23 protein-coding genes are annotated in these 23,960 nt (G+C 70.2%); 19 read left to right on the forward strand and 4 right to left on the reverse strand.

All coding sequences use genetic code 11. The features are described from left to right. Positions 1–2: 2 nt before the first annotated feature. Positions 3–3,068, reverse strand: coding sequence for a DEAD/DEAH box helicase (locus tag E1295_RS20940; RefSeq protein WP_132632019.1), 3,066 nt, complete (start codon positions 3,066–3,068; stop codon positions 3–5). A 60-nt stretch (positions 3,069–3,128) separates the two neighbouring features. Between E1295_RS20940 and E1295_RS48850 the strand changes: the two genes are divergently transcribed. The 3 genes from E1295_RS48850 to E1295_RS20950 all read left to right on the forward strand — a co-directional run bounded on the left by E1295_RS48850 (position 3,129) and on the right by E1295_RS20950 (position 4,447). Further along, on the forward strand, positions 3,129–3,296 hold the full coding sequence (locus E1295_RS48850; RefSeq protein ID WP_166427334.1) for a hypothetical protein: 168 nt from the start codon (positions 3,129–3,131) through the stop codon (positions 3,294–3,296). 75 nt (positions 3,297–3,371) lie between these two features. After that, positions 3,372–3,752 (forward strand): phage holin family protein, encoded by a 381-nt coding sequence (locus tag E1295_RS20945; RefSeq protein ID WP_132632020.1) that lies wholly within the window; start codon positions 3,372–3,374, stop codon positions 3,750–3,752. Further along, positions 3,749–4,447 (forward strand): DUF3618 domain-containing protein, encoded by a 699-nt coding sequence (locus tag E1295_RS20950; protein WP_132632021.1) that lies wholly within the window; start codon positions 3,749–3,751, stop codon positions 4,445–4,447. The genes E1295_RS20945 and E1295_RS20950 overlap by 4 nt, the downstream gene beginning before the upstream one ends. A gap of 83 nt (positions 4,448–4,530) precedes the next feature. Here the strand turns inward: E1295_RS20950 and E1295_RS20955 are convergent, their stop codons facing one another. After that, positions 4,531–5,106 (reverse strand): TetR/AcrR family transcriptional regulator, encoded by a 576-nt coding sequence (locus E1295_RS20955; RefSeq protein WP_132632022.1) that lies wholly within the window; start codon positions 5,104–5,106, stop codon positions 4,531–4,533. A gap of 5 nt (positions 5,107–5,111) precedes the next feature. After that, positions 5,112–6,659: an MFS transporter gene (locus E1295_RS20960; RefSeq protein ID WP_132632023.1), complete on the reverse strand. Its 1,548-nt coding sequence runs from the start codon at positions 6,657–6,659 to the stop codon at positions 5,112–5,114. Positions 6,660–6,712: 53 nt separating this feature from the next. On the opposite strand from E1295_RS20960, the gene E1295_RS20965 reads away from it, so the two are divergent. From E1295_RS20965 to E1295_RS20990, 6 genes are read left to right on the forward strand one after another with little or no spacing between them, the layout of a single operon-like run. Next, positions 6,713–7,420, forward strand: a complete 708-nt coding sequence (locus E1295_RS20965) for a DUF1838 family protein (protein ID WP_132632024.1) — start codon at positions 6,713–6,715, stop codon at positions 7,418–7,420. Further along, a complete protein-coding gene (locus E1295_RS20970) occupies positions 7,417–7,833 on the forward strand; it encodes an HIT family protein (protein WP_132632025.1) in 417 nt (138 codons plus the stop codon). Before E1295_RS20965 ends, E1295_RS20970 begins: the two co-directional genes overlap by 4 nt. An 11-nt stretch (positions 7,834–7,844) precedes the next feature. Next, positions 7,845–9,026, forward strand: a complete 1,182-nt coding sequence (locus E1295_RS20975; RefSeq protein WP_132632026.1) for a sensor histidine kinase — start codon at positions 7,845–7,847, stop codon at positions 9,024–9,026. Between the two features lie 33 nt (positions 9,027–9,059). Further along, positions 9,060–9,809 carry a LytR/AlgR family response regulator transcription factor gene (locus tag E1295_RS20980; RefSeq protein WP_132632027.1) on the forward strand — a complete coding sequence of 250 codons (750 nt, stop codon included), beginning with the start codon at positions 9,060–9,062 and terminating at the stop codon, positions 9,807–9,809. Beyond that, positions 9,806–10,264, forward strand: a complete 459-nt coding sequence (locus E1295_RS20985) for a DUF485 domain-containing protein (protein ID WP_246080177.1) — start codon at positions 9,806–9,808, stop codon at positions 10,262–10,264. Before E1295_RS20980 ends, E1295_RS20985 begins: the two co-directional genes overlap by 4 nt. Positions 10,265–10,295: 31 nt before the next feature. Beyond that, entirely contained in the window at positions 10,296–11,783 is a 1,488-nt protein-coding gene (locus E1295_RS20990; RefSeq protein ID WP_132632028.1) for a sodium/solute symporter, read from the forward strand. Positions 11,784–11,792: 9 nt separating this feature from the next. Here the strand turns inward: E1295_RS20990 and E1295_RS20995 are convergent, their stop codons facing one another. Then, positions 11,793–12,824 carry a LacI family DNA-binding transcriptional regulator gene (locus tag E1295_RS20995; protein WP_132632029.1) on the reverse strand — a complete coding sequence of 344 codons (1,032 nt, stop codon included), beginning with the start codon at positions 12,822–12,824 and terminating at the stop codon, positions 11,793–11,795. A gap of 11 nt (positions 12,825–12,835) precedes the next feature. Here E1295_RS20995 and E1295_RS21000 point away from each other — a divergent pair, with 11 nt between their 5' ends. The 10 genes from E1295_RS21000 (at position 12,836) to E1295_RS21045 (ending at position 23,959) form a co-directional block, all read left to right on the forward strand. After that, the gene (locus E1295_RS21000) at positions 12,836–13,993 is read left to right on the forward strand and encodes a trans-sulfuration enzyme family protein (protein WP_132632030.1); all 1,158 of its coding nucleotides are present in this window, start codon (positions 12,836–12,838) and stop codon (positions 13,991–13,993) included. A 90-nt stretch (positions 13,994–14,083) separates the two neighbouring features. Beyond that, on the forward strand, positions 14,084–15,337 hold the full coding sequence (locus tag E1295_RS21005; RefSeq protein WP_132632031.1) for an ABC transporter substrate-binding protein: 1,254 nt from the start codon (positions 14,084–14,086) through the stop codon (positions 15,335–15,337). Beyond that, positions 15,334–16,242 (forward strand): carbohydrate ABC transporter permease, encoded by a 909-nt coding sequence (locus E1295_RS21010; protein ID WP_220448822.1) that lies wholly within the window; start codon positions 15,334–15,336, stop codon positions 16,240–16,242. The genes E1295_RS21005 and E1295_RS21010 overlap by 4 nt, the downstream gene beginning before the upstream one ends. Positions 16,243–16,250: 8 nt before the next feature. Further along, a complete protein-coding gene (locus tag E1295_RS21015) occupies positions 16,251–17,075 on the forward strand; it encodes a carbohydrate ABC transporter permease (protein ID WP_132632032.1) in 825 nt (274 codons plus the stop codon). A 204-nt stretch (positions 17,076–17,279) separates the two neighbouring features. Then, the gene (locus E1295_RS21020) at positions 17,280–17,570 is read left to right on the forward strand and encodes a DUF485 domain-containing protein (RefSeq protein WP_342775901.1); all 291 of its coding nucleotides are present in this window, start codon (positions 17,280–17,282) and stop codon (positions 17,568–17,570) included. A 17-nt stretch (positions 17,571–17,587) separates the two neighbouring features. After that, the gene (locus tag E1295_RS21025; RefSeq protein ID WP_132632045.1) at positions 17,588–19,186 is read left to right on the forward strand and encodes a solute symporter family protein; all 1,599 of its coding nucleotides are present in this window, start codon (positions 17,588–17,590) and stop codon (positions 19,184–19,186) included. 268 nt (positions 19,187–19,454) lie between these two features. After that, positions 19,455–20,846 carry an ABC transporter substrate-binding protein gene (locus E1295_RS21030; RefSeq protein ID WP_132632034.1) on the forward strand — a complete coding sequence of 464 codons (1,392 nt, stop codon included), beginning with the start codon at positions 19,455–19,457 and terminating at the stop codon, positions 20,844–20,846. A gap of 46 nt (positions 20,847–20,892) precedes the next feature. Further along, complete coding sequence (locus E1295_RS21035; protein WP_220448823.1) at positions 20,893–21,786, forward strand: carbohydrate ABC transporter permease; 894 nt, start codon at positions 20,893–20,895, stop codon at positions 21,784–21,786. Beyond that, the gene (locus tag E1295_RS21040) at positions 21,783–22,610 is read left to right on the forward strand and encodes a carbohydrate ABC transporter permease (protein ID WP_166427335.1); all 828 of its coding nucleotides are present in this window, start codon (positions 21,783–21,785) and stop codon (positions 22,608–22,610) included. Before E1295_RS21035 ends, E1295_RS21040 begins: the two co-directional genes overlap by 4 nt. Then, entirely contained in the window at positions 22,607–23,959 is a 1,353-nt protein-coding gene (locus E1295_RS21045) for a GH1 family beta-glucosidase (RefSeq protein ID WP_132632036.1), read from the forward strand. Before E1295_RS21040 ends, E1295_RS21045 begins: the two co-directional genes overlap by 4 nt. Position 23,960 lies beyond the last annotated feature (1 nt).

Consider the following 23,960-nt stretch of genomic DNA (forward strand, 5'->3'; position numbering starts at 1 on the left):
GGTCAGCTCACCCCCTCCGTGGTCAGCCTGAACACCTCGCGCAGTTCGTCGGTGGACAGGTCGGTGAGCCAGTCCTCGCCGGCCCCGACCACCCGCTCGGCCAGGGCCTTCTTACGCTCGATCATCTGGTCGACCCGTTCTTCGAGGGTGCCTGCGCAGATCAGCTTGCGCACCTGTACGTTCCTGCGCTGCCCGATGCGGAACGCGCGGTCGGTGGCCTGGTCCTCGACGGCCGGGTTCCACCAGCGGTCGACGTGGACGACGTGACTGGCGGCGGTGAGGTTGAGCCCGACGCCGGCCGCCTTGAGCGACAACACGAACAACATCGGCTCGTCGTCGTTCTGGAACCGGTCGACCAGGCGATCACGGGTCTTCTTCGGCAGCCCGCCATGCAGCCACAGGACGGTCGCGTCGAGGCGCTGGGCGAGGTACGGCTGGAGCATGGTGCCGAACTCGGCGTACTGCGTGAAGAGCAGCGCCTTCTCGCCCTCCGCCAGGATCTCCTCGGACAACTGCTCCAGGCGGGCCAGCTTGCCCGACCTGCCCGACAGGCGTGAGCCGTCCTTGAGCAGGTGGGCCGGATGGTTGCAGACCTGCTTGAGCCTGGCCATGGCCGAGAGCACCAGGCCGCGCCGCTCGATGCCCTCGCTGTCGTCGATCCTGGCCAGCATGTCGTCGACGACCGCCTGGTAGAGGGTGGCCTGCTCCGTGGTGAGCGGGCACCACTCCTTGATCTCCAGCTTCTCCGGCAGATCCGAGATGATGGATCTATCGGTCTTGAGGCGGCGGAGGATGAACGGACCCGTCGCCCGCCGCAGCGCCCTGGCGGCCTGCTCGTCCTGCCGCGCCTCGATCGGCTCCTGGAACCTCGTCCTGAACCGTGCGCGCGGCCCCAGCAGGCCCGGGTTGGCGAACTCCATGATCGACCAGAGCTCGGCGAGATGGTTCTCGACCGGGGTGCCCGTCAGCGCCAGCCGGGTGCCCGTGGGGATCGACCGTACCGCCCTGGCCTGCAACGTCCCGCTGTTCTTGATCGCCTGCGCCTCGTCGCACACCACCCTGCGCCACTCGTGGCGCCGCAGCGTCTCGAGGTCGCGCTGGGCGGTGCCGTACGTGGTGATCACCAGATCGGCGTGCTCGATCTCCGTGGCGTCGCGGCCGCTACCGTGGTGCACGTACACGCGCAGGCCCGGCGCGAACTTGGCCGCCTCCCGCTGCCAGTTGCCGATCAGCGACATCGGGCACACCAGCAACGTCGGGGTCTGCGCCCGCTCGTGCACGAGCAGCGCCAGCGTGGTGATCGTCTTGCCCAGGCCCATGTCGTCGGCCAGCACGCCGCCCAGGCCCAGCTCCGACAGGAAACTCAGCCAGGCCAGGCCCCGTTCCTGGTAGGGCCTCAGGGTGGCGTCCAGGCCCGCCGGGGTGGCCAGCGGCCTCAGCCGCCGCTCGGCCTGCCCGGACAGCAGGTCACCCAGCACGCCGTCGGCGTCGACCTCCAGCAGCGGCAGCTCATCGTCGTCGGCCTGCACGACGTGGCGCAGCAGGTCGGCGGCGCTCGCCTCACCCGTACGGGCGCCCTCGACGGCCTTGAGCGCCGCCTTGAGCTGCCGGTCGTCCAGCTCCACCCACTGGCCGCGCACCCGTACCAGTGGCACCTTGAGCCGGGCCAGCTCCTCCAGCTCCGCCTCGCTGATCGTCTCGTCGCCCACCGCCAGGTCGATGCGGAAGCCGACCAGCTCCCGCATCCCGAACCCCTGCGCCGCGGCCGCCGTCTGCGCCTTGGTCCTCGTGGTGAGCTTCAGCCCCAGCCTCGTACGGCCCGCCCAGCGCGGCAGCTGCACCCCGAACCCGGCCGCCTGCAACAGCGGCGCCGCCTGCCTGAGGAACCCGAACGCGCCCGCGGTGTCCAAGGTGAGCTCGCTCGGCTGGGGGAGGCGCAGGGCGCGGTCCAGCTCGGGATAGAGCCTGACCGCCCGTCCCAGCCCGGCCAGCAGCTCCCGTTCCGGTCTCCCGGGCAGACCGGTCAGCGCGCCTTCGCTCCAGACGGTGGCGGCGGGGACGTACAGGCTGGGGTCGTCGGCGGCCTGCAACGCCAGGTCCACCCGCCACCCGCCGCCCCTGTCGCCGGCGCTGTCGCCGGCGCTGTCATGGGCGCTGTCGTCGGGGGTGAGGTCGGCGTCGTCGTCGGGGGAGGCGGGTTCGATCAGGCGGAAGCACACACGGGCCGCGCCCTCCGCCGTCGTCACGGCGTCGTACCACTTCTCCAGCTCGCGGCGCAGCTCGGGCACGTCGGGACAGGCCGGGTCGTCACCGGTCAGCGCCGCCAGCCACCGCTCGCGCGGCGTGCCCCGGCGGGCGGAAACCGTCTCGGGGGCCGTTCGGGTGACCGGATCGGCGGCCGGTTCAGGGTGGGGTTGGGTGAGCGCGCGCCTGACGAGTGCGTCGGTGAACGTTTGGAGCGCCTCGCGCTGGACGTCCGTGGAGGGGCGTTCGGTACGGGAGGTGCGGCAGGCGGGCGGCATCGCCAGCGCAAGCTCCCGGAAATATCCGGCATCCACCCCTGTCACCACCGGCCACCACACCGCCCGGGCCGTGCCGTGAGCGACGACGAGCTGGGGGATGACGCGCCCCCGGCGTACCAGGTCGCGGGCGAAGGCGGCCACGGCGGCCCAGTGGCGCAACGTCGCGGTGCCCGTGTGCCCGTCCAGCACCCGCAGAGCCGTGGCGGGGGGCGGCACCACGGCGGGGACCTGCCACAGCCGCAGCCGGGGCCTGGTCACCTCCGTCGGCCGCCCGGTCTCCGGCGACGGCAGGGGTTCCTTGGCCGAGCCGGGCAGAAGCAGTTCGAGTGTCCGTGACGGCGGCTCGTCGAGCCCGAGGGCGGCGGCGACCACGCACGCGGCCGGAGCGTACGGATGCGGGCGCACTCCCGCACCCCGGCCCCCTCCACCACCACGGCCCGCCTGCCCACTCGGATGGGCGGGGCCCGGCGGGAAAGGAGCGTCGGTGTCCGTGGTCTCGGCCCAGAAGGCGAGCCCGTCGCCTGCCCACACTCCGTGTACCCGCACCCTGGCAGGTTACCGCCGCTGCGCACGCCGGGAGCTGACCGGCCGCGTAGCATGAAAGGTATGAACCCTCCCGGATCGTGGTGCGAGCGTCCCAAGCCGCAGGCTCCCTCGTGCGAGCTCCCGTCCCCGTGGAGCAAGCCGAAGCAGCCTCGCAACTGGTGCGAGACCGACAAGAACGACCCCGTGGTGTCGGTCCTGCGCTTCGTCCTCAAGGCCGCCAGGCGCTAGCTTCGCGCGCTTCAGCGCGTGATAGAAGGCCGGTTGTCTGGGTAGTCGCCTTCCGCAGCGGAGGAGGCGATCGTCGTGAACGACACCCACAAGCTGGTCAACGACCTCTCCGAGCAGGTCTCCAGACTGGTCAGGGACGAACTGCGGCTGGCCAGGATGGAGCTCCAGGAGAAGGGCAAGCACGCGGGGTTCGGCGCGGGGCTGTTCGGCGCGGCGGGCGTGGTCGCGTTGTTCGGCGGTGGCGCGCTCGTGGCCGCCGTCATCATGCTGCTCGCCCTGGTCATGCCCGGCTGGGTGGCCGCCGTGATCGTCGCGGTGGTCCTGTTCATCGTCGCCGCCGTACTCGGCCTGACCGGCAGGAAGCAGGTGAAACGCGCCGCCCCGCCGGTGCCGAGGGAAACCCTCGCGAGCGTCAGAGCCGATATCGACATGGTCAAGGAGAAGGCACGACGATGAGCGAGACCGATCCCGGATACACCGGGCAGCAGCACGCAGGAGACGTCGGCGCGCACAGGGCGACCGTGGGCACGTCGACGGAGCGCGAGTCCGTCAACGTGCCCCCGACGCGGCCGGGCGCGGCGGAGAACGCGAGGCAGGCCGAGGCCGCCCGCGAGGAACACGAGACCTTCATCCCCGAAGCCCCCGTCGCCGACGAGCGGTCCGAGGCCGCGCGCAACCAGCGGACCGAGGAGGAGTCGCTGAGGGGCGAGGGCGGGGCGGACGTCGGGGAAGAGGACGACGTGCGCGAGGACATCCAGCGGACCCGTAGAAACCTGGGCGAGACCGTCAGCGCGCTGGCGGGCAAGGCCGACGTGAAGTCCAGGGCGAGCCACGCCGCGCGGACGGCCAAGGGTAAGGCGGGTCACGTGGCGGAGACGGCCAAGGGCAGGGCGGGTCACGTGGCGGAGACGGCCAAGGGCAGGGCGGGCCGCGCCGCCGAGACGGTGCGGGGCAGGGCTTCTGACGTCGCGGGCAAGGCTCGCGAAAGCACCCCCGAGCATGCCAAGGACGTCGCCGCGCAGGCGAGGAGACGACCCGTGCTGCTCGTCGCCGCCCTCGGCGCCGTGCTCGGCTTCATGGTGCGCAGGATGATGATGAAGCGGCGGGCCCGGCAGCAGGCGACCCGGCCGCGGTGGTTCAGGAAGATGTGAGTACGCGGTCGCAGGCCCGGCCACGGTGTGGTTCGGGCAAGCGGCCGCGGGTCCGGTCACGGTGGCGGGGGACGCGCCGGCGGTCAGGGCAGCAGGGCCCGGCCCAGGACCGTGATGGTGGTGGCGGTGGTCGTGCCGGCGTCGGCACCCGCCGCGATCCGGCGCTGGGCCTCGCCGAGGATGCTCCACCCGAGGTGGGCGACCAGGTCGGGCTGGTCGTGGCCGGCGTCGGCCAGGACGGAGCGCAGTGGCGCGATCATGGTCTCGTGGAGCCGGTCGAGGCGTTCCTGGCAGGGAGGCGGCAGGTCGACGGCGGACAGGGCGCGCAGCAGGGCGTAGTCGGAGCTCGTCACGAACGACATCGTCACCTCCCCGAAAGCGCGCACCTGTCCCTCCAGGCCGCTCGCCCGCGACACGGCCTTCTCGAGCCTGGTGGTCCAGCGCGGGATGGCGTCCTCGACGAGCTGGGCGAGGATGTCGGAGGTCGAGGAGAAGTAGCGGTAGACGCTGGAGCGGGCCAGCCCCACGCGCGCTCCGACGGCCGCCGGGGTCAGCCGCGACGGGCCCTCGGCCACGAGGATCTCCATGGCGGCCTCCAGCAGGGCCGCTCGCCGGCCCGCCCGATGGTCGGCAACCGTCGCCGCGCTGATCCTCGGCACCGTACTCACTCCTCCTCGCGACGCCTGCCTCCAGTATCGGGCAGCAGCAGGGTGGCGCCGACGCCCGCGAACAGCACGATCCCGGTGACGACGGTCACCCGGCGGGTGGCGTCGGCCGCGGCGGCGACGGCCGCGTCGTGCTGCGCGGGGTTCCTGATGCCCGGGATGGCGGCGCCGCCGCTCTCGCGTACGGTCCGCGCCAGCGCCGGCTCGTGAGGCAGGCGCTCGGCCATGGCCGAGCCGAGCCCGGTGACGAGCACGGAACCGAGCACCGCGATGCCGATGGCGGCGCCGAGCTGGCGGATCGTGCTCTGCAGCCCCGAGGCCACGCCCGACTGGTGCGCGGGCACCTCGGCCAGCATCACGTTCGGCAGCTGGGCGGAGGCGAACCCCACGCCGACGCCGTACGTGACGAGCCACGGCACCAGGGTCCACGGGCCGAGCGAGGGGGAGACGGCCAGGCCGATCGCGATGGCGGCGGCCGCTTCCAGCGTCAGCCCCAGCCGGACGATGAGGCGCGGGGCCAGCGGCAGCTTGGGCACGATGCCGCCGGCCAGGAACGTCCCGGCCGCCAGCGAGGCGATGATCAGCCCGGTCGTGAACGCGCTGAACCCGATGGCCGTCTGCAGGAACAGCGGCAGCACGAGGATGAGGCCGAACTCGCCCAGCGTGATGATCATCGCGGCGGCGCCGCCGTACCTGAAGGAGGGGATGGCGAACAGCGACAGGTCCAGGACGACCGGGCGGCCGGCCCTGGCTCTGGCCCGCTCGACCAGGACGAACGCGACGAGGGAGCACGCGGCCAGCCCCAACGCGAACGGGATGGGCGACAGCCCGTCGAAGGGCCAGGCGGAGCCGGGGTCGCCCGTCGGCGTGAACCAGCCGTAGCGCTGGCCCTCGATCAGCCCGAACACGAGCGCCGACGTGCCGAGCACCGACAGCAGCACGCCGGGCACGTCGGAGCCGCCCGCGCCCGGGTCCTTCGACTCGGGGACCTTGACCGTGCCGAGCAGGACGAGCAGGCCGATCGGCAGGTTCACCCAGAACGCCCAGCGCCACCCGAAGTCGGTCACGACCCAGCCGCCGAGCAGCGGCCCGAGCGCGGCCATGCCGCCGATGATGGAACCCCACACGGCGAACGCGATGGTCCTGCGCGGGCCGGTGTAGAGCGCGTTGATGATCGCGAGGGTCATCGGCACCACCATGGAGGCGCCCACGCCCTGCAGCACCCGCGCTCCGATGAGGAGCGCGCCGCTGGTCGCCGCCGCGGCCAGCATGCTGGCGGCCAGGAACACGATCAGCCCGATGACGAACGTCCTGCGCCGGCCGCGCGCGTCGCCCATGCGGCTGAGCGGGATGAGCAGGGCGGCGAACGACAGCGAGTAGATCGAGTTGACCCACTCGACGTCGGTGGCCGCCAGCTTGAGTTCGTCCATGATCGTGGGTACGGCCACGTTCACGATCGTCGCGTCGATGATGATCATCGACATGCCGACGCCGAGCACGATGAGGGGAAGCCAGCTCTGCCGGGTCCGCTCGGTTAGCGACACCATGTCCCCAACATAGCAACACCCTGTCGCGAAAAGGACCGGATAAGCTCCAGATCATGGATTTCATCCGGGTGCGCGCGTCCGCCGACGGGGCGGAGACGATCTCCTACTGGACCGGCGACGTCTACGGGTGGCAGGACGACGACGGCCCGCACCACCTGTTCGGGTTCGAGGGGCTCAACGTGGCCAGGGCGGTCGAGGCCGACGGCGGCTGGCAGCTGCTGACCAGGGAGGCCGCGCTCTACCTCGACCCGCGGACCCGTGAGGTGCTCGGCACCTGGGACAACCCGCTGACCGGGCGGGCGGTCGAGGTGCAGCACGTCTTCAACGACCCGGTCAACCAGCGGCTCGGCGCCTATCCGGTGCCCGTGACCCGCCTCGGCGACCAGCTCGTCTACAACGTCGACGTCCGGCTGGCCTACCCCTCGCCGCTCAAGGTCGCCGACCACCCCGACAACTCCGCGAGCGACACGTACCGCGCGATGGAGTTGTTCCAGTTCTTCGTCGCGGCGAAGGACCTCGACTCCGGCGCTCCCGGCGTGCCGTGCGTGTTCTCCTGGTGCCGCGTCTCGCCGTGGTTGCCGTGGATGGCGATGGGGCAGCGCGGCGGCGGGCTGGTCTACCACTGCAGGGGCGCCAAGGTGAGCGAGGTGCCGCGGCGGCTGAGCGAGCGGGTGGGGGAGCGGTTCCTGCGCGCGCCCGCCGAGTGGTCGGGCCCCAACATGACGAGCTGGACGGCGTTCGCGGACCGGGCCGGCCGGTGAGCGCCGACCTGTTCTGCGAGATCGTCGCGGGCGAGCGACCGGCCCACATCGTGCACTCCGACGACGTGGCCGTCTCCTTCCTCGACGCCCGGCCCGTCTTCAAGGGACACGTGCTGGTCGTGCCGAGAGCCCACGTCGAGACCCTCACCGACCTCGCCGACGTCGGCCCGTTCTTCGAGCGGGTGCAGGCCGTGGCGCGGGCGGTGGAGGACGGCCTGGAGGCCGGCGGCACGTTCGTGGCGATGAACAACCGCGTCAGCCAGAGCGTGGCCCACCTGCACGTGCACGTGGTGCCGCGCACCAAGAAGGACGGCCTGCGGGGCTTCTTCTGGCCACGTACGAAATACGCCTCCGCCGACGAGGCCGTCTCCTACGCCGACGCGATCGCCACCGCCCTGCGACGCACCCGTTAAGCTCAGGCCGCGTGGAGTACCTCGTCGGGGTCGCCGTCGTGGCCGTGCTCGTCAGCGTGCCCGCGATCGTGTTGTGGCGGGTCATGCGGGGCCGCAGGGAACTCGGCACCAGCCCGGCGGAGCGCGCCACGTTCGAGACCCTGCACACCGCCTCCCTGGCGGGGCCGCCGCTGCGGGCCGGGCTGACCGCCGACGGAGCCGAGCGCGCCTCCCGGCACCTGCGGGCCCTGCTCGGCTCCGCCGCCGTCGCGATCACCGACAGCGAGCGGCTGCTGGTGTACGACGGCGCCGGCGACGACCACCACGCCGACGTGGCTTTCGAGCACGCCGAGGCGACCCTGCAGGACGGCCGCACCCAGGTGCTGACCATCGAGTGCGACCTGCTCGAATGCCCGATCCGGCAGGCCGTGGTCGTGCCGCTCACGACCGACGACCGCGTGGTCGGCGCGCTGGCCGCCTACGGGCAGAGCGCCTCGGCCGGGCTGGTCAGGGCCGCGCAGGAGGTGGCCGGCTGGGTCGACTCGCAGCTGGAGCTGGCCGAGCTGGACCGCTCGCGCACGCTGCTCATGGAGGCCGAGGTGCGGGCGCTGCGGGCGCAGATCTCCCCGCACTTCATCTACAACTCCCTGACCACGATCGCCTCCTTCGTCCGCACCGACCCGGAGCGGGCCAGGGAACTGCTGCTGGAGTTCGCCGACTTCACCCGCTACTCCTTCCGCCGGCACGGCGAGTTCACCACGCTCGCGGAGGAGCTGCGCTCGATCGACCGCTACCTGATCCTGGAGCGGGCCAGGTTCGGCGACCAGCTCCAGGTCACGCTCCGCATCGCGCCCGAGGTGCTGCCGGTCGCGGTGCCGTTCCTGTGCCTGCAGCCGCTGGTCGAGAACGCCGTCAGGCACGGCCTGGAGAGCCGCAACGGCGTCGGCCGCATCACGATCATCGCCGAGGACGCCGGCGCCGAGTGCCGCATCAGCGTCGAGGACGACGGGCTCGGCATGGACCCCGACAGGCTGCGCCGCATCCTCGCAGGTGACGTCGCTCCCAAAGGCGGCGTCGGCCTGGCGAACGTGGACGAGCGGCTTCGCCACGTGTACGGCGACGACTACGGCCTGTCCGTCGAGACGGGCGCCGGCGCGGGCACCAAGGTCAACATCAGGTTGCCGAAATATCACCCAGGCGTCTCTGCCCGTTGACCTCGATCTTTCTTGTCGGTTTTATCACTGTCTATGGCACAACTACGGGTCCTCGCGGTCGATGACGAACTGCCGGCCCTCGAAGACCTGTCCTACCTGCTCCGCGCCGATCCCCGCATCGGCGAGGTGGCGACCGCGCGGGACGGCGCGGCGGCGCTGCGCCTGCTCGACCGGGCCATCGCCGACGGCAGGCCGATCGACGCGGTGTTCCTCGACATCCGGATGCGCGGTCTCGACGGCGTGGTGCTCGGGCGGCTGCTGTCGCAGTTCGCGAACCCGCCGCGCGTGGTGTTCGTGACGGCGTACGAGGAACACGCGGTGGACGCGTTCGAGATCAAGGCGGAGGACTACCTGCTCAAGCCCGTCAGACCCGAACGGCTGGCCGAGGCGATCAGACGTGTCGCGGTCTCGGCCGACGTGCCCGTGGAAGGCGGTGAGACGGACACGATCCCGGTCGAACTGGGCGGGGTCACCCGTTTCGTGTCCAGCGCCGACGTCATCTACGTGGAGGCGCAAGGCGACTACGCGCGGCTGCACACGGCCGGGGGCAGCCACCTGGTGCGCATCCCGCTGGCCACCCTGGAGGAACGGTGGGCCTCGGCCGGGTTCATGCGGGTGCACCGCAGTCACCTGGTGGCCGTCAAGCACATCGAGGAACTGCACATCGACTCGGGCAAGTGCACGGTCCGGGTCGGCGACACCGAGATCCCGGTGAGCCGCCGCCACACGCGCGAGCTGCGCGACCTGCTGGTACGCCGCGCGAGGAAAGGCAGGCCCGATTGAGCCAGGAGCCACGCCGCCAGGAGCCCCGCCGGATCGAGGCGCGCCGCCACGAGCCCCGTCCGAGCCGCAGGACGCCCCTGTCGCGGGAGGCCACCTCGCGGCGGATCACCGTGACGAGCCCGCGCACCACCGCCGCCCGCCGGCCCCGCTACCCGGCCACCCGGGAGATCGACGAGCAGACCCGGCTCGGCGAGGTCTACATGCGCTCGCTGCTGCGCACCCAGTTCAGGCTGGCGCTGTTCGTGTGCACGGTGCTGGCCTGCGTGATCGGCGGGCTGCCGCTGCTGTTCCTGCTGATGCCCGACCTGGGCGAGGTGCGCCTGCTGGGCGTGCCCCTCGCGTGGGCGGTGCTCGCGGGGCTGATCTACCCCGCCTTCGTCGTCGGCGCATGGTTGTACGTGCGCCAGGCCGAGCGCAACGAACGCCACTTCTCCGAACTGGTCGAACGCCGGTGAGCAGGGACTTCTCCGGGGCGGAGCCACGCGCATGAGCCTGACGGCGGTGCTGGTGGTCGTGGTCGCGGCCATCCTCATCGGTGCGTTCGGGATCAGGGTCTCGCGCACCACCTCCGACTTCTACGTCGCCTCCCGCACGGTCAGCCCGCTCTGGAACGCCTCCGCCATCGGCGGCGAGTACCTGTCGGCGGCCTCCTTCCTGGGCATCGCCGGGCTCATCCTGTCGTTCGGCGTGGACATGCTCTGGCTGCCCGTCGGCTGGACCGGGGGCTACCTGGTGCTGCTGGTGCTGGTGTCGGCGCCGCTGCGGCGCTCGGGGGCGTACACGCTGCCGGACTTCGCCGAGGCCAGGCTCGAGTCGATGACCGTGCGCCGCACCGCGAGCGTGCTCGTCGTGCTGATCGGCGGGCTCTACCTGATGCCGCAGTTCCAGAGCGCCGGCCTGGTGCTGCGGACCATCACCGGCGCGCCCGTGTGGGCCGGCGGGCTGCTGGTCGCGGGCGTCGTCGCGGTGAACGTCCTGTCGGGCGGCATGCGGTCCATCACGTTCGTGCAGGCCTTCCAGTACTGGCTCAAGCTGACCGCACTGGCCGTGCCGCTGGTCTTCCTGCTGATGGCCTGGCAGGCCGACGGAGCGCCCGGGGTGACCGCGCTGGACGAGGCCACCTGGCAGGTGCCGCTGGGCGGCGGCAAGGAGTACGGGGTCTACACGACGTACTCGCTGATCCTGGCCACCTTCTTGGGCACCATGGGGCTGCCGCACGTGCTCGTGCGGTTCTACACCAACCCCGACGGGCGAGCCGCGCGCCGCACGACGCTGGTGGTGCTGACCCTGCTCGGCGCCTTCTACCTGCTGCCCGCCGTGTACGGGTGGCTGGGCCGCATCTACGCGCCCGACCTGGTGCGTACGGACGCGGTCGTGCTGACGCTGCCCTCGCGCATGGTCGGGGGCACGCTGGGCGACGTGCTGACGGCGCTCGTCACGGCCGGGGCGTTCGCGGCCTTCCTGTCCACGTCGTCCGGGCTGACCGTGTCCGTGGCGGGCGTGATCGCGCAGGACCTGCTCAAGGGCGGGGTCCGGTCGTTCAGGATCGCCACCCTGATGGCGGTGACCGTGCCGCTGGCCCTGGCGTTGTGGGCGCGGGCGCTGCCCGTCGCGGACGTGGTGGGGCTGGCCTTCGCGGTGGCGGCCTCGTCGTTCTGCCCGCTGCTCGTGCTCGGCATCTGGTGGCGGCGGCTGAGCACCACGGGGGCGCTGGCCGGGCTGTTCGTGGGCGGCGGGCTGGCGTGCGCGGCGGTGCTCGTCACGATCGTCGCCGGGCCGTTCGAGGGGCCGGCGGGGGCGCTGCTGGCCCAGCCGGCCGCCTGGACGGTGCCGATCGCGTTCGCCGTGATGGTGTCGGTGTCGTTCCTGACCCCGGACCGGGTGCCGCTCGGCGTGGCCAGGACGATGGTCAGGCTGCACACGCCCGAGGCCCTCGACCTCGACCGCGGCGACTGGCGGCCGCGCTCCTCGTGAAGGAGGGGGTCATGGGGGCGGGAGCTCGCCGGAGCCCCTGGCGACCAGTTCCACCGGCACCTTGACCCTGCGGGGCGCCCTCGCCGGGTGGAGCAGGAGCTCGACGGCGCTGCGGGCCAGGTGGGCGACGTCGTAGCGGACCACCGTCACCCCCGGGTTGAAGACGCCGGCCAGCGCGAAGTCGTCGAACCCCACGTACGCGGGCCGCTCGGGCCGCTCGCGCAGCGCGTGCAGGATGCCGATCGCGGCCCGGTTGTTGGTGGCGAAGAAGGCCGTGGGCGGGTCGGCCAGGTCGAGCAGCCTGCCCACCTCGTACGACACCCGCGGCGGGTCGAACACCCCCCGCACCACGAGCGCGTCGTCGGCCGGCACCCCGGCGGCGCGCAGCGCCTGCCGGTAGCCGTCGGCGCGGTCGTGCACGGAGCTGACGCCGTCGTCGTCGGAGATCAGCGCGATCCGCCGGTGTCCGCCGGCGAGCAGGTGCCCGGTCGCGGCCCGGCCGCCGCGCACGTCGTCGAGCATGACGACGTCGGCCGCCTCCAGGCCTAAGGGCACGCGGTCGACGAAGACCGTGGTGAGGCTCGCGTGCTCGGCCAGCCAGCCGTGGTCGGCCGCCGACGGGACGACGATGAGGGAGTCGACGCCGCGGGTGTACATCGACTCGATCAGCATGCGCTCCTTGTCGGGGCTCTCCTCGTACGAGCCGAACACGACGAGCGCCTCGTGCTCGGCCGAGGCGGCCTCGACGGCGGCGGCCAGGCGGGAGTAGAACTCGTTGGAGATGTTCTCCATCACCAGCCCGAGCGTCAGCATGGTGGCGCCTCTGGCCAGGCGGGCGGCGGCCTCGTTGCGGCGGTAGCCGAGCGTGCTGATGGAGGTCTGCACCCGCTGCCGCAGCGACGCCCTGACGTGCGGCTCCTGGTTGACGACGCGGGAAACGGTCTTGAGGCTCACGCCCGCGTGCCTGGCGACGTCGGCCATGGTCGGCTTGCGCGTGCTCGTGCGCGGGCGGGGCTCCTCGGCCCGTTTCCTCGTTGTCATAGTGTGCCCCCATGGATGACGAATGGATCTGTGGCCGGTTGGGTGAGGACGAGCCGTGGATGCTGGGCGCGGTCAACCCGCCGGTGTTCGAGAACTCGTTGTTCGCGTTCGCGACGGCGGAGGAGCTCGGCGAGGCGGTCAGGAACGAGGACGAGCGCTATGTCTACTGGCGGGGGACCAACCCGACGGTCGATCTCGCTCAGCGTAAGCTGGCCGCGCTGGAGCGGGGAGAGCGGGCCAAGTGCTTCGGCTCGGGCATGGGGGCCATCTCGGCGACGATCTCGTCGCTCGTGTCGGCGGGCGACCACGTGCTGGTGCTGGGCGCGGTCTACGGGCCGACCACGCAGTTCCTGCGCTATCTGGAGAAGTTCGGGGTCACGCATACGCACGTCGACGACCTCGCGGGATGTGACAGCGCTATCAGGTCGAGCACGCGCCTACTCTACTTCGAGTCGCCGTCCTACATGGCCTACGCCGTGGTCGACATCGCGGAGGTGGCGGCGTGGGCGCGGGAGCGGGGGCTGGTGAGCGTGATGGACAACACCTGGTCCACGCCGATCTTCCAGAAGCCGCTGACCATGGGCGTCGACCTGGTGGTGCACTCTCTGTCGAAATACGTGGGCGGGCACAGCGACCTGGTGGGAGGCGTCGTGGCAGGGCCGTCGCGCCTGGTCCGGCCGCTGGCGCTGACCGAGTACCAGCTCTACGGCGCCGCCATGTCGCCGCACGACGCGGCCAAGGTGATCAAGGGGCTGCGCACGCTGCCGGTGCGGATGGCGGCGCACCAGGAGCGGGGGCTGGCGGTGGCGGGCTTCCTGGAGGGGCATCCGGCCGTCCGGGCGGTGCACCATCCGGGCCTGCCGTCGCATCCCGGGCACGCGATCGCGCTGCGGCAGATGTCGGGGTTCTCCAGCCTGTTCAGCCTGGTGCTGAACACGGAGTCCCGCCAGGAGGTCGCGGCGTTCCTCGATAAGTTGCGACATTTCAGGATCGGGGTGTCGTGGGGTGGCTTCGAGAGTCTCGTGAACGCACCCGCCCTCTCCACCGAGGAGAGCGTACGCGCCACCATGGGCATCCCCGTCGGCCTCGTCCGGCTCTCGGTCGGGCTGGAGCCCGCCGACGCGCTGATCAAGGACCTCGATCACGCCCTGGAGGCGTCGCTCGCCTAGAACGCGGGGCGGCCCCAGGCGATTGACCGGCGAACGCGGCTGACCATAGCGTGACTGACAGCGCTGTCCAGAACACGCGGGAGAACAGCCATGAAAACCCCCCTTCTGGCGACCGCGGTCGCCGTCACGCTGGTGCTCGCGGGCTGCGGCTCGGGCTCGTCCTCGGGAGAGGTACGCCTGCGCATGATCGAGAGCCTGACCAGCCCCGACCGTACGAAACTCATCAAGAAGCTGATCGCCGACTTCGAGGAGGCGAACCCCGGCATCGAGGTCGAGCTGATCTCGCCCCCGCTCGACAGCGCCGACCAGAAGATCCTGCAGATCCTGCAGACCAAGAAGGACCTCGACGTGCTGGAGGTGCGCGACCACACGGCCAAGTCCTTCTCCAACAACGGCTGGCTGGCCGAGCTGCCCACCACCGGCTGGGCCGGCTGGTCCGACCTGACCGAGCTGGCCCAGAAGAAGGCCGTCGAGGTCGGCGGCAAGCCCTACCTCATCCCGTACGGGTTCTACCAGCGCACGCTGTTCTACCGTACGGACTGGGGCATGAGCCGGCCGCCGGCCACCTGGCAGGAGCTCTACGAGGCCGGCAAGAAGATGACCACGGGCGACCGGTTCGGCTACTCGTTCAGGGGCGGCAAGGGCGGCGCCGACTACGCGGTCATGATGATCAGCGCGTACAACGGCGACAGGCTCGACCCCGAGAAGTCCTTCTTCCTGAAGGACAAGAGCACGATCTTCTCCACCCCCGAGGCGGCCGAGGCCCTGGAGCTCTTCGTCAAGATCTTCAAGGAGACCTCGCCGCCCGACTCGGTGTCGTGGGGCTTCCCCGAGATGGTGCAGGGCTTCACCTCGGGTGTCACCGGCATGCTCATCCAGGACCCCGAAGTGATCAAGTCGGTGGAGGAGAGCGGCGTCACGGCCTGGTCCACCGCTCCCATCCCGAAGGGGCCCACCGGCTACGCCTTCCAGCCCGTCGGCTACGCCGGATGGGGCGCGACCTCCTTCAGCGAGCACCCGAAGGAGGCGGTCAAGCTGGTGCAGTTCCTGTCGGAGGCCGAGCAGAGCATCGCCTTCGCCAAGGGCAACTCGCTCATCCCGATCTCCAAGCAGGCCCAGAACGACCCGCAGTTCTCGCAGGGCGCGTGGAAGGCGTACCTGGAGGCGCAGGAGGACCCCAAGCAGGTGATCACGATCAGGCCGGTGGACTATCCGGGCTGGAGCCAGTTCACCGTCGACTCCGACCGTGACATCCAGGCGCTGATCACCGGCAAGAAGACCGTCGCCGAGGTGCTCAAGTCGTGGGACGCCTTCTGGACGGACCAGGCGAAGAAGGTCTCTTGAGCACGGCACGCACCCCCGCGGGCCGCGCCTTCACGCTCCGCAGAGCACGCTTCATCCTGCTGTGCCTGCTGCCCGGCGCGGTCTTCGTGGCGCTGTTCACCTACTATCCGATGATCCGCGGCGCGGTGATCGCCTTTCAGCGCTACAACCTGTTCGACCTGACCTCGACGCCGTTCACCGGGCTGGAGAACTTCCGGGCCGTGCTGGCCGAGGACCGGTTCTGGACGGCGCTGCGCAACACCGGCACGTGGGTGGCGGTGTCGCTGTTCTTCCAGTTCTTCCTCGGCTTCGGGCTCGCGCTGCTGCTGCGCAGGCACTTCCGCGGTCGCGGCCTCTACCAGGCGTGGGTGTTCTTCCCGTGGGCCATGTCGGGTTTCCTCATCGGGCTGCTGTGGCGGTGGATGTTCAACGGCCAGTTCGGCGTGATCAACGACCTGCTGCTGAAGGCAGGTCTCATCGACGAGCGCATCGGCTTCCTCGCCACCCCGGGCTGGGCGATGACCTCGGTGATCGTGGCCAACATCTGGTACGGCGTCACGTTCTTCGCCATCATGATCATGGCCGCGCTGCAGTCGGTGCCCCGTGACCTCTACGAGGCGGCGTCCGTGGACGGCGCCTCCCGTCTGCGGCAGTTCTGGCACGTGACGCTGCCGCACATCCGGCCCACGCTGGCCCTGATCGTGCTGCTGCGCATCATCTGGATCCTGAACTTCCCCGACCTCATCTACTCGATGACCGGCGGCGGCCCCGCGGGCGGCACCGACATCATCACGACGTTCCTCATCCAGCAGGTCATCGGCGGCGACTACGGCCGCGCGGGCGCGGTCGGCCTGCTCGTGCTCGGCCTGCTGCTCGCCTTCAGCGTCTTCTACCTGAACGCCACCCGATTCGAGAAGGCCCGGTGAACGGCACGATGAGACACGTCGCTACCGCGGCCAAGGCCGTCGTGCTGGGCGTCTGGCTGCTGGTCACGCTGTTCCCGCTCTACTGGATCCTCGTCACGTCGCTGAAGCCCAAGTCCGAGATCTTCTCGATGCCGCTGAAGTACTGGCCGGGCGAGGTGACGTTCGAGCACTACGAGGAGCTGTTCTCCTTCGCCGACTTCGGCGTCTACCTGGGCAACAGCCTGCTCGTCTCGCTGGTCTCGGCCGGGGCGGTGACCTCCATCGGCGTGCTGGGCGGCTACACGCTGGCCCGCTTCGCCTTCCCCGGCAGGGGAGCGGTGATGCTGGCCTTCCTGGTCACCCAGATGATCCCGCTGTTCATCGCGCTCGGGCCGCTCTACCTGCTCATGTCGGACCTCGACCTGCTCAACCGGCTGGCGGGGCTCATGCTGGTGTACGTCGCGATGCTGGTGCCGTTCGCCACGATCATCATGCGCGGCTTCTACGAGCGGGTGCCGGTGGCGCTGGAGGAGGCCGCCCAGGTGGACGGCGCCTCGCGGCTGGTGGCGATGGTACGGGTGGTGATCCCGGTCATGCTGCCGGGCATCGCGGCGACCTTCATCTTCGCGTTCGTGCAGTGCTGGAACGAGTTGTTCCTGGCGATCACCTTCATCGACAGCGAGGACGCCAAGACCATCCCGGTCGCCATGAACTCCTTCATCACCCAGTACGACATCGACTGGGGTTCGATGGCGGCCGCCACGGTGATCTCCGTGCTGCCCACGCTGGTGCTCTTCGCCGCGATCCGGCGCTACATCGTCGAAGGGCTGACCGCTGGGGCCGTAAAGGGGTGAAAGGGAAAGCCGACCGCTCACCGCGTCATACAGACCTTTCACCGCAGGACAGTGCCAACTAAGCGCCGAGCGACGGCGGCTCGCCGAACAACTCGGCCGTAGATCTCCACGAGCGGTAGGTTGCGCTCTTACGTTGGGCGTGATCCGCATCACAGTGGAGGGCTCGTGACGTCTCAAGAACATGACGCATCGGTTTATGAACAAGTGCAGGGGAGCAGTGAGTTCCAGGATCTGAAGAGGCGATTCCGCCGCTGGACCTTCCCCATGACCGTCGCGTTCCTCGCGTGGTACCTGCTGTACGTGGTGCTGTCGGGATGGGCGCGCGACTTCATGGGAATCAAGGTGTGGGGCGACATCAACGTGGGTCTCATTCTGGGCCTGCTGCAGTTCGTCTCCACCTTCCTCATCGCGTGGGCGTACTCCAGGCACGCGGAGAAGGCGCTCGACCCGATCGCCGACAAGCTCCGTCACGAGGTTGAGGAGAAGGCCAAGTGAGCTCGACAACCTTGGGGATGATCCTCTTCCTCACGTTCGTCGCCGCGACGCTGGGGATCACCGTCTGGGCCAGCCGGCAGACCAAGACGGCCGCCGACTACTACGCGGGCGGCCGGTCCTTCAGCGGCGCGCAGAACGGCCTGGCGATCGGCGGCGACTACATGTCGGCCGCCTCCTTCCTCGGCATCGCCGGCATCATCGCCCTGTCAGGTTACGACGGGTTCCTGTACTCCATCGGCTTCCTGGTGGCGTGGCTGGTCGCGCTGCTGCTGGTGGCCGAGCTGATGCGGAACTCCGGCAAGTTCACCATGGCCGACGTGCTCGCCTTCCGGATGAGCCCGCGCCCGGTGCGCACCGCCGCCGGGGCGTCGACGATCGTCGTCAGCATCTTCTACCTGCTGGCCCAGATGGTCGGCGCGGGCGCGCTGGTCGGCCTGCTGCTCGGCATCGAGTCGGAGGCGGGCAAGTTGTGGACGATCGTCGGCGTGGGCACGCTGATGATCGTGTACGTCGTGTTCGGCGGCATGAAGGGCACCACCTGGGTGCAGATCGTCAAGGCCGTGCTGCTGATGACCGGCGCCGCCCTGGTGACGGTGCTGGTGCTGGGCAAGTTCGGCTTCAACCTGTCGGCGCTGCTGAGCCAGGCGGCGGCCACGAGCGGGCCGTCGGGCAACACCGGCAGCTTCCTCGTCCCGGGCCTGAAGTACGGTACCGAGGCGCAGGGCATCGCGGGCAAGATCGACCTGATCAGCCTCGGCCTCGCCCTGGTGCTCGGCACGGCGGGCCTGCCGCACATCCTCATCCGCTTCTACACCGTCCCCACCGCCAAGGACGCCCGCAAGTCCGTGCTGTGGGGCATCGGCATCATCGGCGTGTTCTACCTGCTCACGCTGGTGCTCGGCTTCGGCGCCGCGGCCCTGGTCGGCCGTGAGGAGATCGTCGCCGGCGACCCGGGAGGCAACACGGCGGCGCCGCTGCTCGCGTTGCGGATCGGTGAGGAGATCTTCGGCCCGGTGGGCGGCACGATCCTGCTGGCGTTCATCGGCGCCGTCGCCTTCGCCACGATCCTGGCGGTGGTGGCCGGCCTCACGCTCGCCTCCTCCTCCAGCTTCGCCCACGACCTGTACGCGCACGTCTTCCGGCGCGGCCAGGCCAGCGAGCGGCAGGAGGTCGTGGTGGCCAGGATCTCCGCCCTGGTGATCGGCGCCATCGCCATCGGCCTGAGCATCCTGGCGCAGAGCCAGAACGTCGCCTTCCTGGTGGCGCTGGCCTTCGCCGTCGCCGCCTCGGGCAACCTGCCGGCGATCCTCTACAGCCTGTTCTGGAAGAGGTTCAACACCTCCGGCGCGGTCAGCGCGATCTACGGCGGCCTGATCTCGGCCCTGCTGCTGGTGATCTTCTCGCCGGTGGTCTCCGGGAGCGAGGCGGCGCTGTTCAAGGACGCCGACTTCTCCTGGTTCCCGCTGAGCAACCCGGGCATCCTGTCGATCCCGATCGGCTTCCTCTGCGGCTGGATCGGCACGATCATGAGCAAGGAGTACAACGCCGCCAAGTACGCCGAGATCGAGGTCCGCTCCCTCACCGGCGTCGGCTCGGAGAAGGCCGTCAAGCACTGACACCTTTCTCGCTCAAGGCCCGGCCTTCCCAGGCCGGGCCTTTGTGCTGTTGCGGGCTGTCTCGTAGGGGTTTGCGGCGTTCGGGCGGGCGTCCCACACCGGTGGCTGTTGTTAACGACACTGAAACGCAGTGATCTGAGTGGTTGACGCCTTTTCGGCGATATGGGTACGTTCTCAGATGTGTGAACGTTGCCACACTGGCCTGGCGCCACGTGGCCGTCATCAGCATGCCTGATGCCCCGCTTGCTCAGTGTGGAGGCGAAACCCCATGAGATCCCCCCTCGTCCGCTGGTCCGTCCTGTCGGTGTCGCTGGCTCTGGCGCTCACCTCGTGTGCCAAGGGCACCGGTGGCGGAGCCGCCCCGACCCCGTCGGCCGGCCAGTTCGACCCCGGTGCCACCTTCAGCGGCTCCATCTCCGTGATGGGCTTCGGCGCGACCGACGAGATCGGGACGACCCGCGTCGACCTGGCCGAGAAGGCCCTCGGCGGCGCGGAGATCAAGCTGATCGAGGGCGACCTCGACATCCAGCAGTTCCTGTCCGCCGTCGCCGCCGGCGACCCGCCGGACATCATCTACGCCAACCGCGACCAGATCGGCACGTTCGCCTCACGCGGCGCGATCATGCCGCTGACCGAGTGCATCAAGGGCGAGTCGATCGACACCTCGATGTACAACAAGAACGCGCTCGGCCAGGTGACGTTCGGCGAGCAGGTCTGGGCCATCCCCGAGTTCAACCAGGTCCAGATCACCATGGCCAACGGCGACCTGCTCAAGGCGGCCGGGCTGACGATCGAGGACGTCAACGGCTCCGACTGGAGCAAGGTCACCGAGGCGGCCAGGAAACTCGTCAAGGCCCCGGGCGGCAAGCTCAAGGTGATCGGCTACGACAGCAAGCTGCCGGAGTTCCTGCCGCTGTGGGCCAAGGCCAACGGCGCCGACCTGCTGTCGGCCGACGGCAGGAAGGCCCAGCTCAACAGCCCCGCCGTGGTCAAGGCGCTGGAGTTCGCCGTCGGCATCTACACCGCGCAGGGCGGCTTCGCCAAGGTCAAGGCCGTGCGCGACTCCGCCGACTTCTTCGGCAAGGGCAACCAGTTCGCCAAGAACGAGCTGGGCGCCATGCCGATGGAGCAGTGGTACGTCAACGTCCTCAACGACGTCTCGCCCAAGGCGCCCCTGGTGTTCGACACCTTCCGCACCCCGCAGGGCGAGCCCCTGGCCTACTCGTCCGGCTCGTCGTGGGCCATCCCCAAGGGCTCCAAGAACCCCGGCGCCGCCTGCCGCTTCGCCAAGACCATGACGCTCGTCGACACCTGGAAGGCCGCCGCCCAGGCCCGCCTGGACAAGCGCAAGGCCGACGGCAAGCCGTTCACCGGCGTGCTCACCGGCAACGTCAAGGCCGACGCGGAGATCGAGAAGATGCTCACCTCGGGCGGTGAGACCTGGGACGCCGGCGTCAAGGCCATCTACGAGGCCAACGCGAACACCTTCAGCCTTCCCGCCAACCCGGCCGACAAGGAGTTCAAGGACGCCTGGCAGGGCGCCGTGAACCGGGTGCTCAACGGCCAGGACGAGCCGAAGGCCGCACTCGACAAGGCCCAGCAGGACGCCCAGAAGGCGCTCGACGAGGCATGGGCCGGCTGGACGAAGCGTACGAACTGAGATGCCCCGCTCCCGATCCCACTCCCGGCCCCTGTTCCGGAAGTCCATGCGGTTCGTCGAGACCCGGGCGGCGCTGCTGTTCATCAGCCCCTGGATCCTCGGCTTCCTGATCTTCACCGCGTGGCCCGTCATCAACAGCGCCTACCTGTCGCTGACCGACTACGACGTGATCAACGACCCGTCGTTCGTCGGGCTCGAGAACTACCGGACCCTCTTCGAGGATCCCAAGGTCGGCCTGGCGCTCAGGAACACGTTCATCTTCATGGTGATGTCGGTCCCGACCCAGCTGATCGTCTCCCTTGGCCTGGCGCTGCTGCTCAACAGCGCCACGAAGGCCACCGGCTTCTTCCGTACGGCCTTCTTCCTGCCCAAGATGACGCCGCCGGTCGCCGTCGGCATCCTGCTGCTGATGCTGTTCAACGGGCAGAGCGGCCTGATCAACGGCTTCCTCGGCATCTTCGGCATCGACGGCCCCGCCTGGACGACCGACCCGAACTGGGTCAAGCCCGGCCTGGTGCTGATGAGCCTGTGGACCGTCGGCTCGTCGGTGGTCATCATCCTGGCCGCGCTGCGCGGCGTCCCCCAGGAGCTGTACGACTCCGCCGTCGTCGACGGGGCCGGCTGGTGGCGGCGTACGCTGCGGATCACCGTGCCGATGATCAGCCCCACCCTGTTCTTCCTGTTCATCGTGGACAGCATCAACGCCCTGCAGTCGTTCACGGAGGCGTACACCGCCTTCTTCGGCTCGGGCAACACCACCTACAGCAACGACGCCGCGCTGTTCTACGCCATCTACCTGTTCCAGCAGGCCTTCGAGTTCCTGCACATGGGCTACGCCTCGGCCCTGGCCTGGCTGCTGTTCATCGTGATCATGGCGATCACGGTCGTGCAGATCCTGGTGACCAGGCGGTTCGTCCACTACGAAGGGGGGAACCCGTGAGGCGCGCCCGGCTGATCCTGATCTGGACCGCGCTGAGCGCGTTCGCCATCGCGTTCATCTACCCGTTCGTCTGGCTGCTCAGCGCCTCCTTCAAGCCGCGCAGCGAGGTGTTCGACCACCGGCTGATCCCCGAGACGTTCACCTTCGACAACTACATCCAGGTCTGGCAGGAGGCGCCGCTGGCCCTGTGGATGGTGAACACGCTGTTCGTGACCGTGCTGGCGGCGGTCGCCGTGACGATCACGAGCGCGATGGTGGCGTGGGGCTTCGCCTACTTCCGCTTCCCCGGCAGGGGCGCGCTGTTCAGCGTCGTGCTCGGCACCATGATGTTGCCGGGCGCGGTGACCATGATCCCGGTGTTCCTCATCTGGAACTCCCTCGGCATGGTGGGCACGCTGACCCCGCTGTGGGCGCAGAACCTGTTCGGCAGCGCCTTCTACATCTTCCTGCTGCGCCAGTTCTTCCTCGGGCTGCCGCGCGAGCCGTTCGAGGCGGCGAAGATCGACGGCGCGAACAACTGGCAGATCTTCACCAGGGTCGCGCTGCCGCTGTGCAAGCCGGCCGTCGTGGTGACGCTGCTGTTCGAGTTCCAGGCGGCCTGGACCGACCTGATGCGGCCGCTCATCTACCTGCGCGACTCCAGCACGTTCACCGTGCCGCGCGGGCTGAAGGCGCTGCTCGACCAGTTCGGGTTCGGCGGCGAGTGGCACTGGGAGATCGTCATGACGGCCAGCGTGATCACCACCATTCCGATGATCATCCTGTTCTTCCTCGGCCAGAAGCACTTCGTCAAGGGCATCGCGACCACCGGGAGCAAGGGATGAGCTTCCCCGGCGGATTCCTGTGGGGCGCGGGCACGTCCGCGTACCAGATCGAGGGCCACCACGGCAGGGGCGAGTCGGTGTGGGACGTGTTCTGCCGCCGGCCCGGCGCCGTCGAGGGCGGCGGCGACGGCTCGCGGGCGTGCGACTCCTACGTGCGCTGGCGTGAGGACGTCGAGCTGGTCAAGGAGCTCGGGCTGCGCGCCTACCGGTTCTCCACCGGCTGGTCGCGGGTCATGCCCGACGGCGTGCACCCCGACCCCAAGGCGCTCGACCACTACGAGCGCTTCACCGACGCGCTGCTCGACGCCGGCGCCGAGCCCGTGCTCACGCTCAACCACTGGGACATGCCCTCCGCGCTGACCGGAGGCTGGGCCGAGCGGGCCACCGTGTCCGCCTTCGCCGCCTACACCGAGGCGGTCGCCGCGCGGCTGGCCGACCGCGTCACCTGGTGGATCACGCAGAACGAGCCGTGGATCATCGCGCTGCTCGGCTACCAGCTCGGGCTGCACGCCCCCGGGGTCGCCGACCTCGGCACGGCCGTCAAGGCCGGGCACCACGTGCTGCTCGGCCACGGCGCGGCGGCCGACGTGCTGCACGCCCATCCCGGCGTGCTGGCCGGCTCGGCGCTCAGCCTCTTCCCCTGCGACCCGGCCACCGGCAGCGAGGCCGACCGGGCCGCCGCCACCGGCTCCGACGGCTACGTCAACCGGTGGTACCTCGACCCGCTGCTCGCCGGCGGCTATCCCGCCGACATGCGCGGGCACTGGGAGCGGGCGCTCGGCCACGGCCTGGACTTCATCCGGGACGGCGACGAGGCCGCCATCGGCGGGCGCAGCGACTTCCTCGGCGTCAACTACTACACCAGGCGCGTCATGGCGGCGGCGCCGCCGGGACCGTTCCCCTGGCGGGTCGTCGGGCCCAGCGGCGACGTGGCGCGGACCGACGAAGGCTGGGAGATCAACGCGGGCGCGCTGCGCGACCTGCTGATCGGCCTGAGCCGCCGCTTCCCCGGAACGCCGCTGATGATCACCGAGAACGGCGGCGTCTTCGGCGACACGCCCTCCCACGACGGCCAGGTCCACGACGAGCGCAGGATCGCCTTCCTGCGCGACCACGTCGCGGCCGTCGGCGAGGCCATCGACGCGGGCGCCGACGTGCGCGGCTACCTCCACTGGTCGCTCATGGACAACTTCGAGTGGGCGCTGGGCTACCGGCCCAGATTCGGGCTCGTCCACGTCGACCACGCGACCGGCGCCCGGACGATCAAGGACTCCGGGCGCTACTACGCCCGGCTCATCGCCGGGGGCGGCACCGCCCCCGCCCTGCCCAGGATCGAGGCTTACGGCTAGA

This window comes from Nonomuraea mesophila (assembly GCF_004352805.1).
Lineage (GTDB): Bacteria > Actinomycetota > Actinomycetes > Streptosporangiales > Streptosporangiaceae > Nonomuraea > Nonomuraea longispora.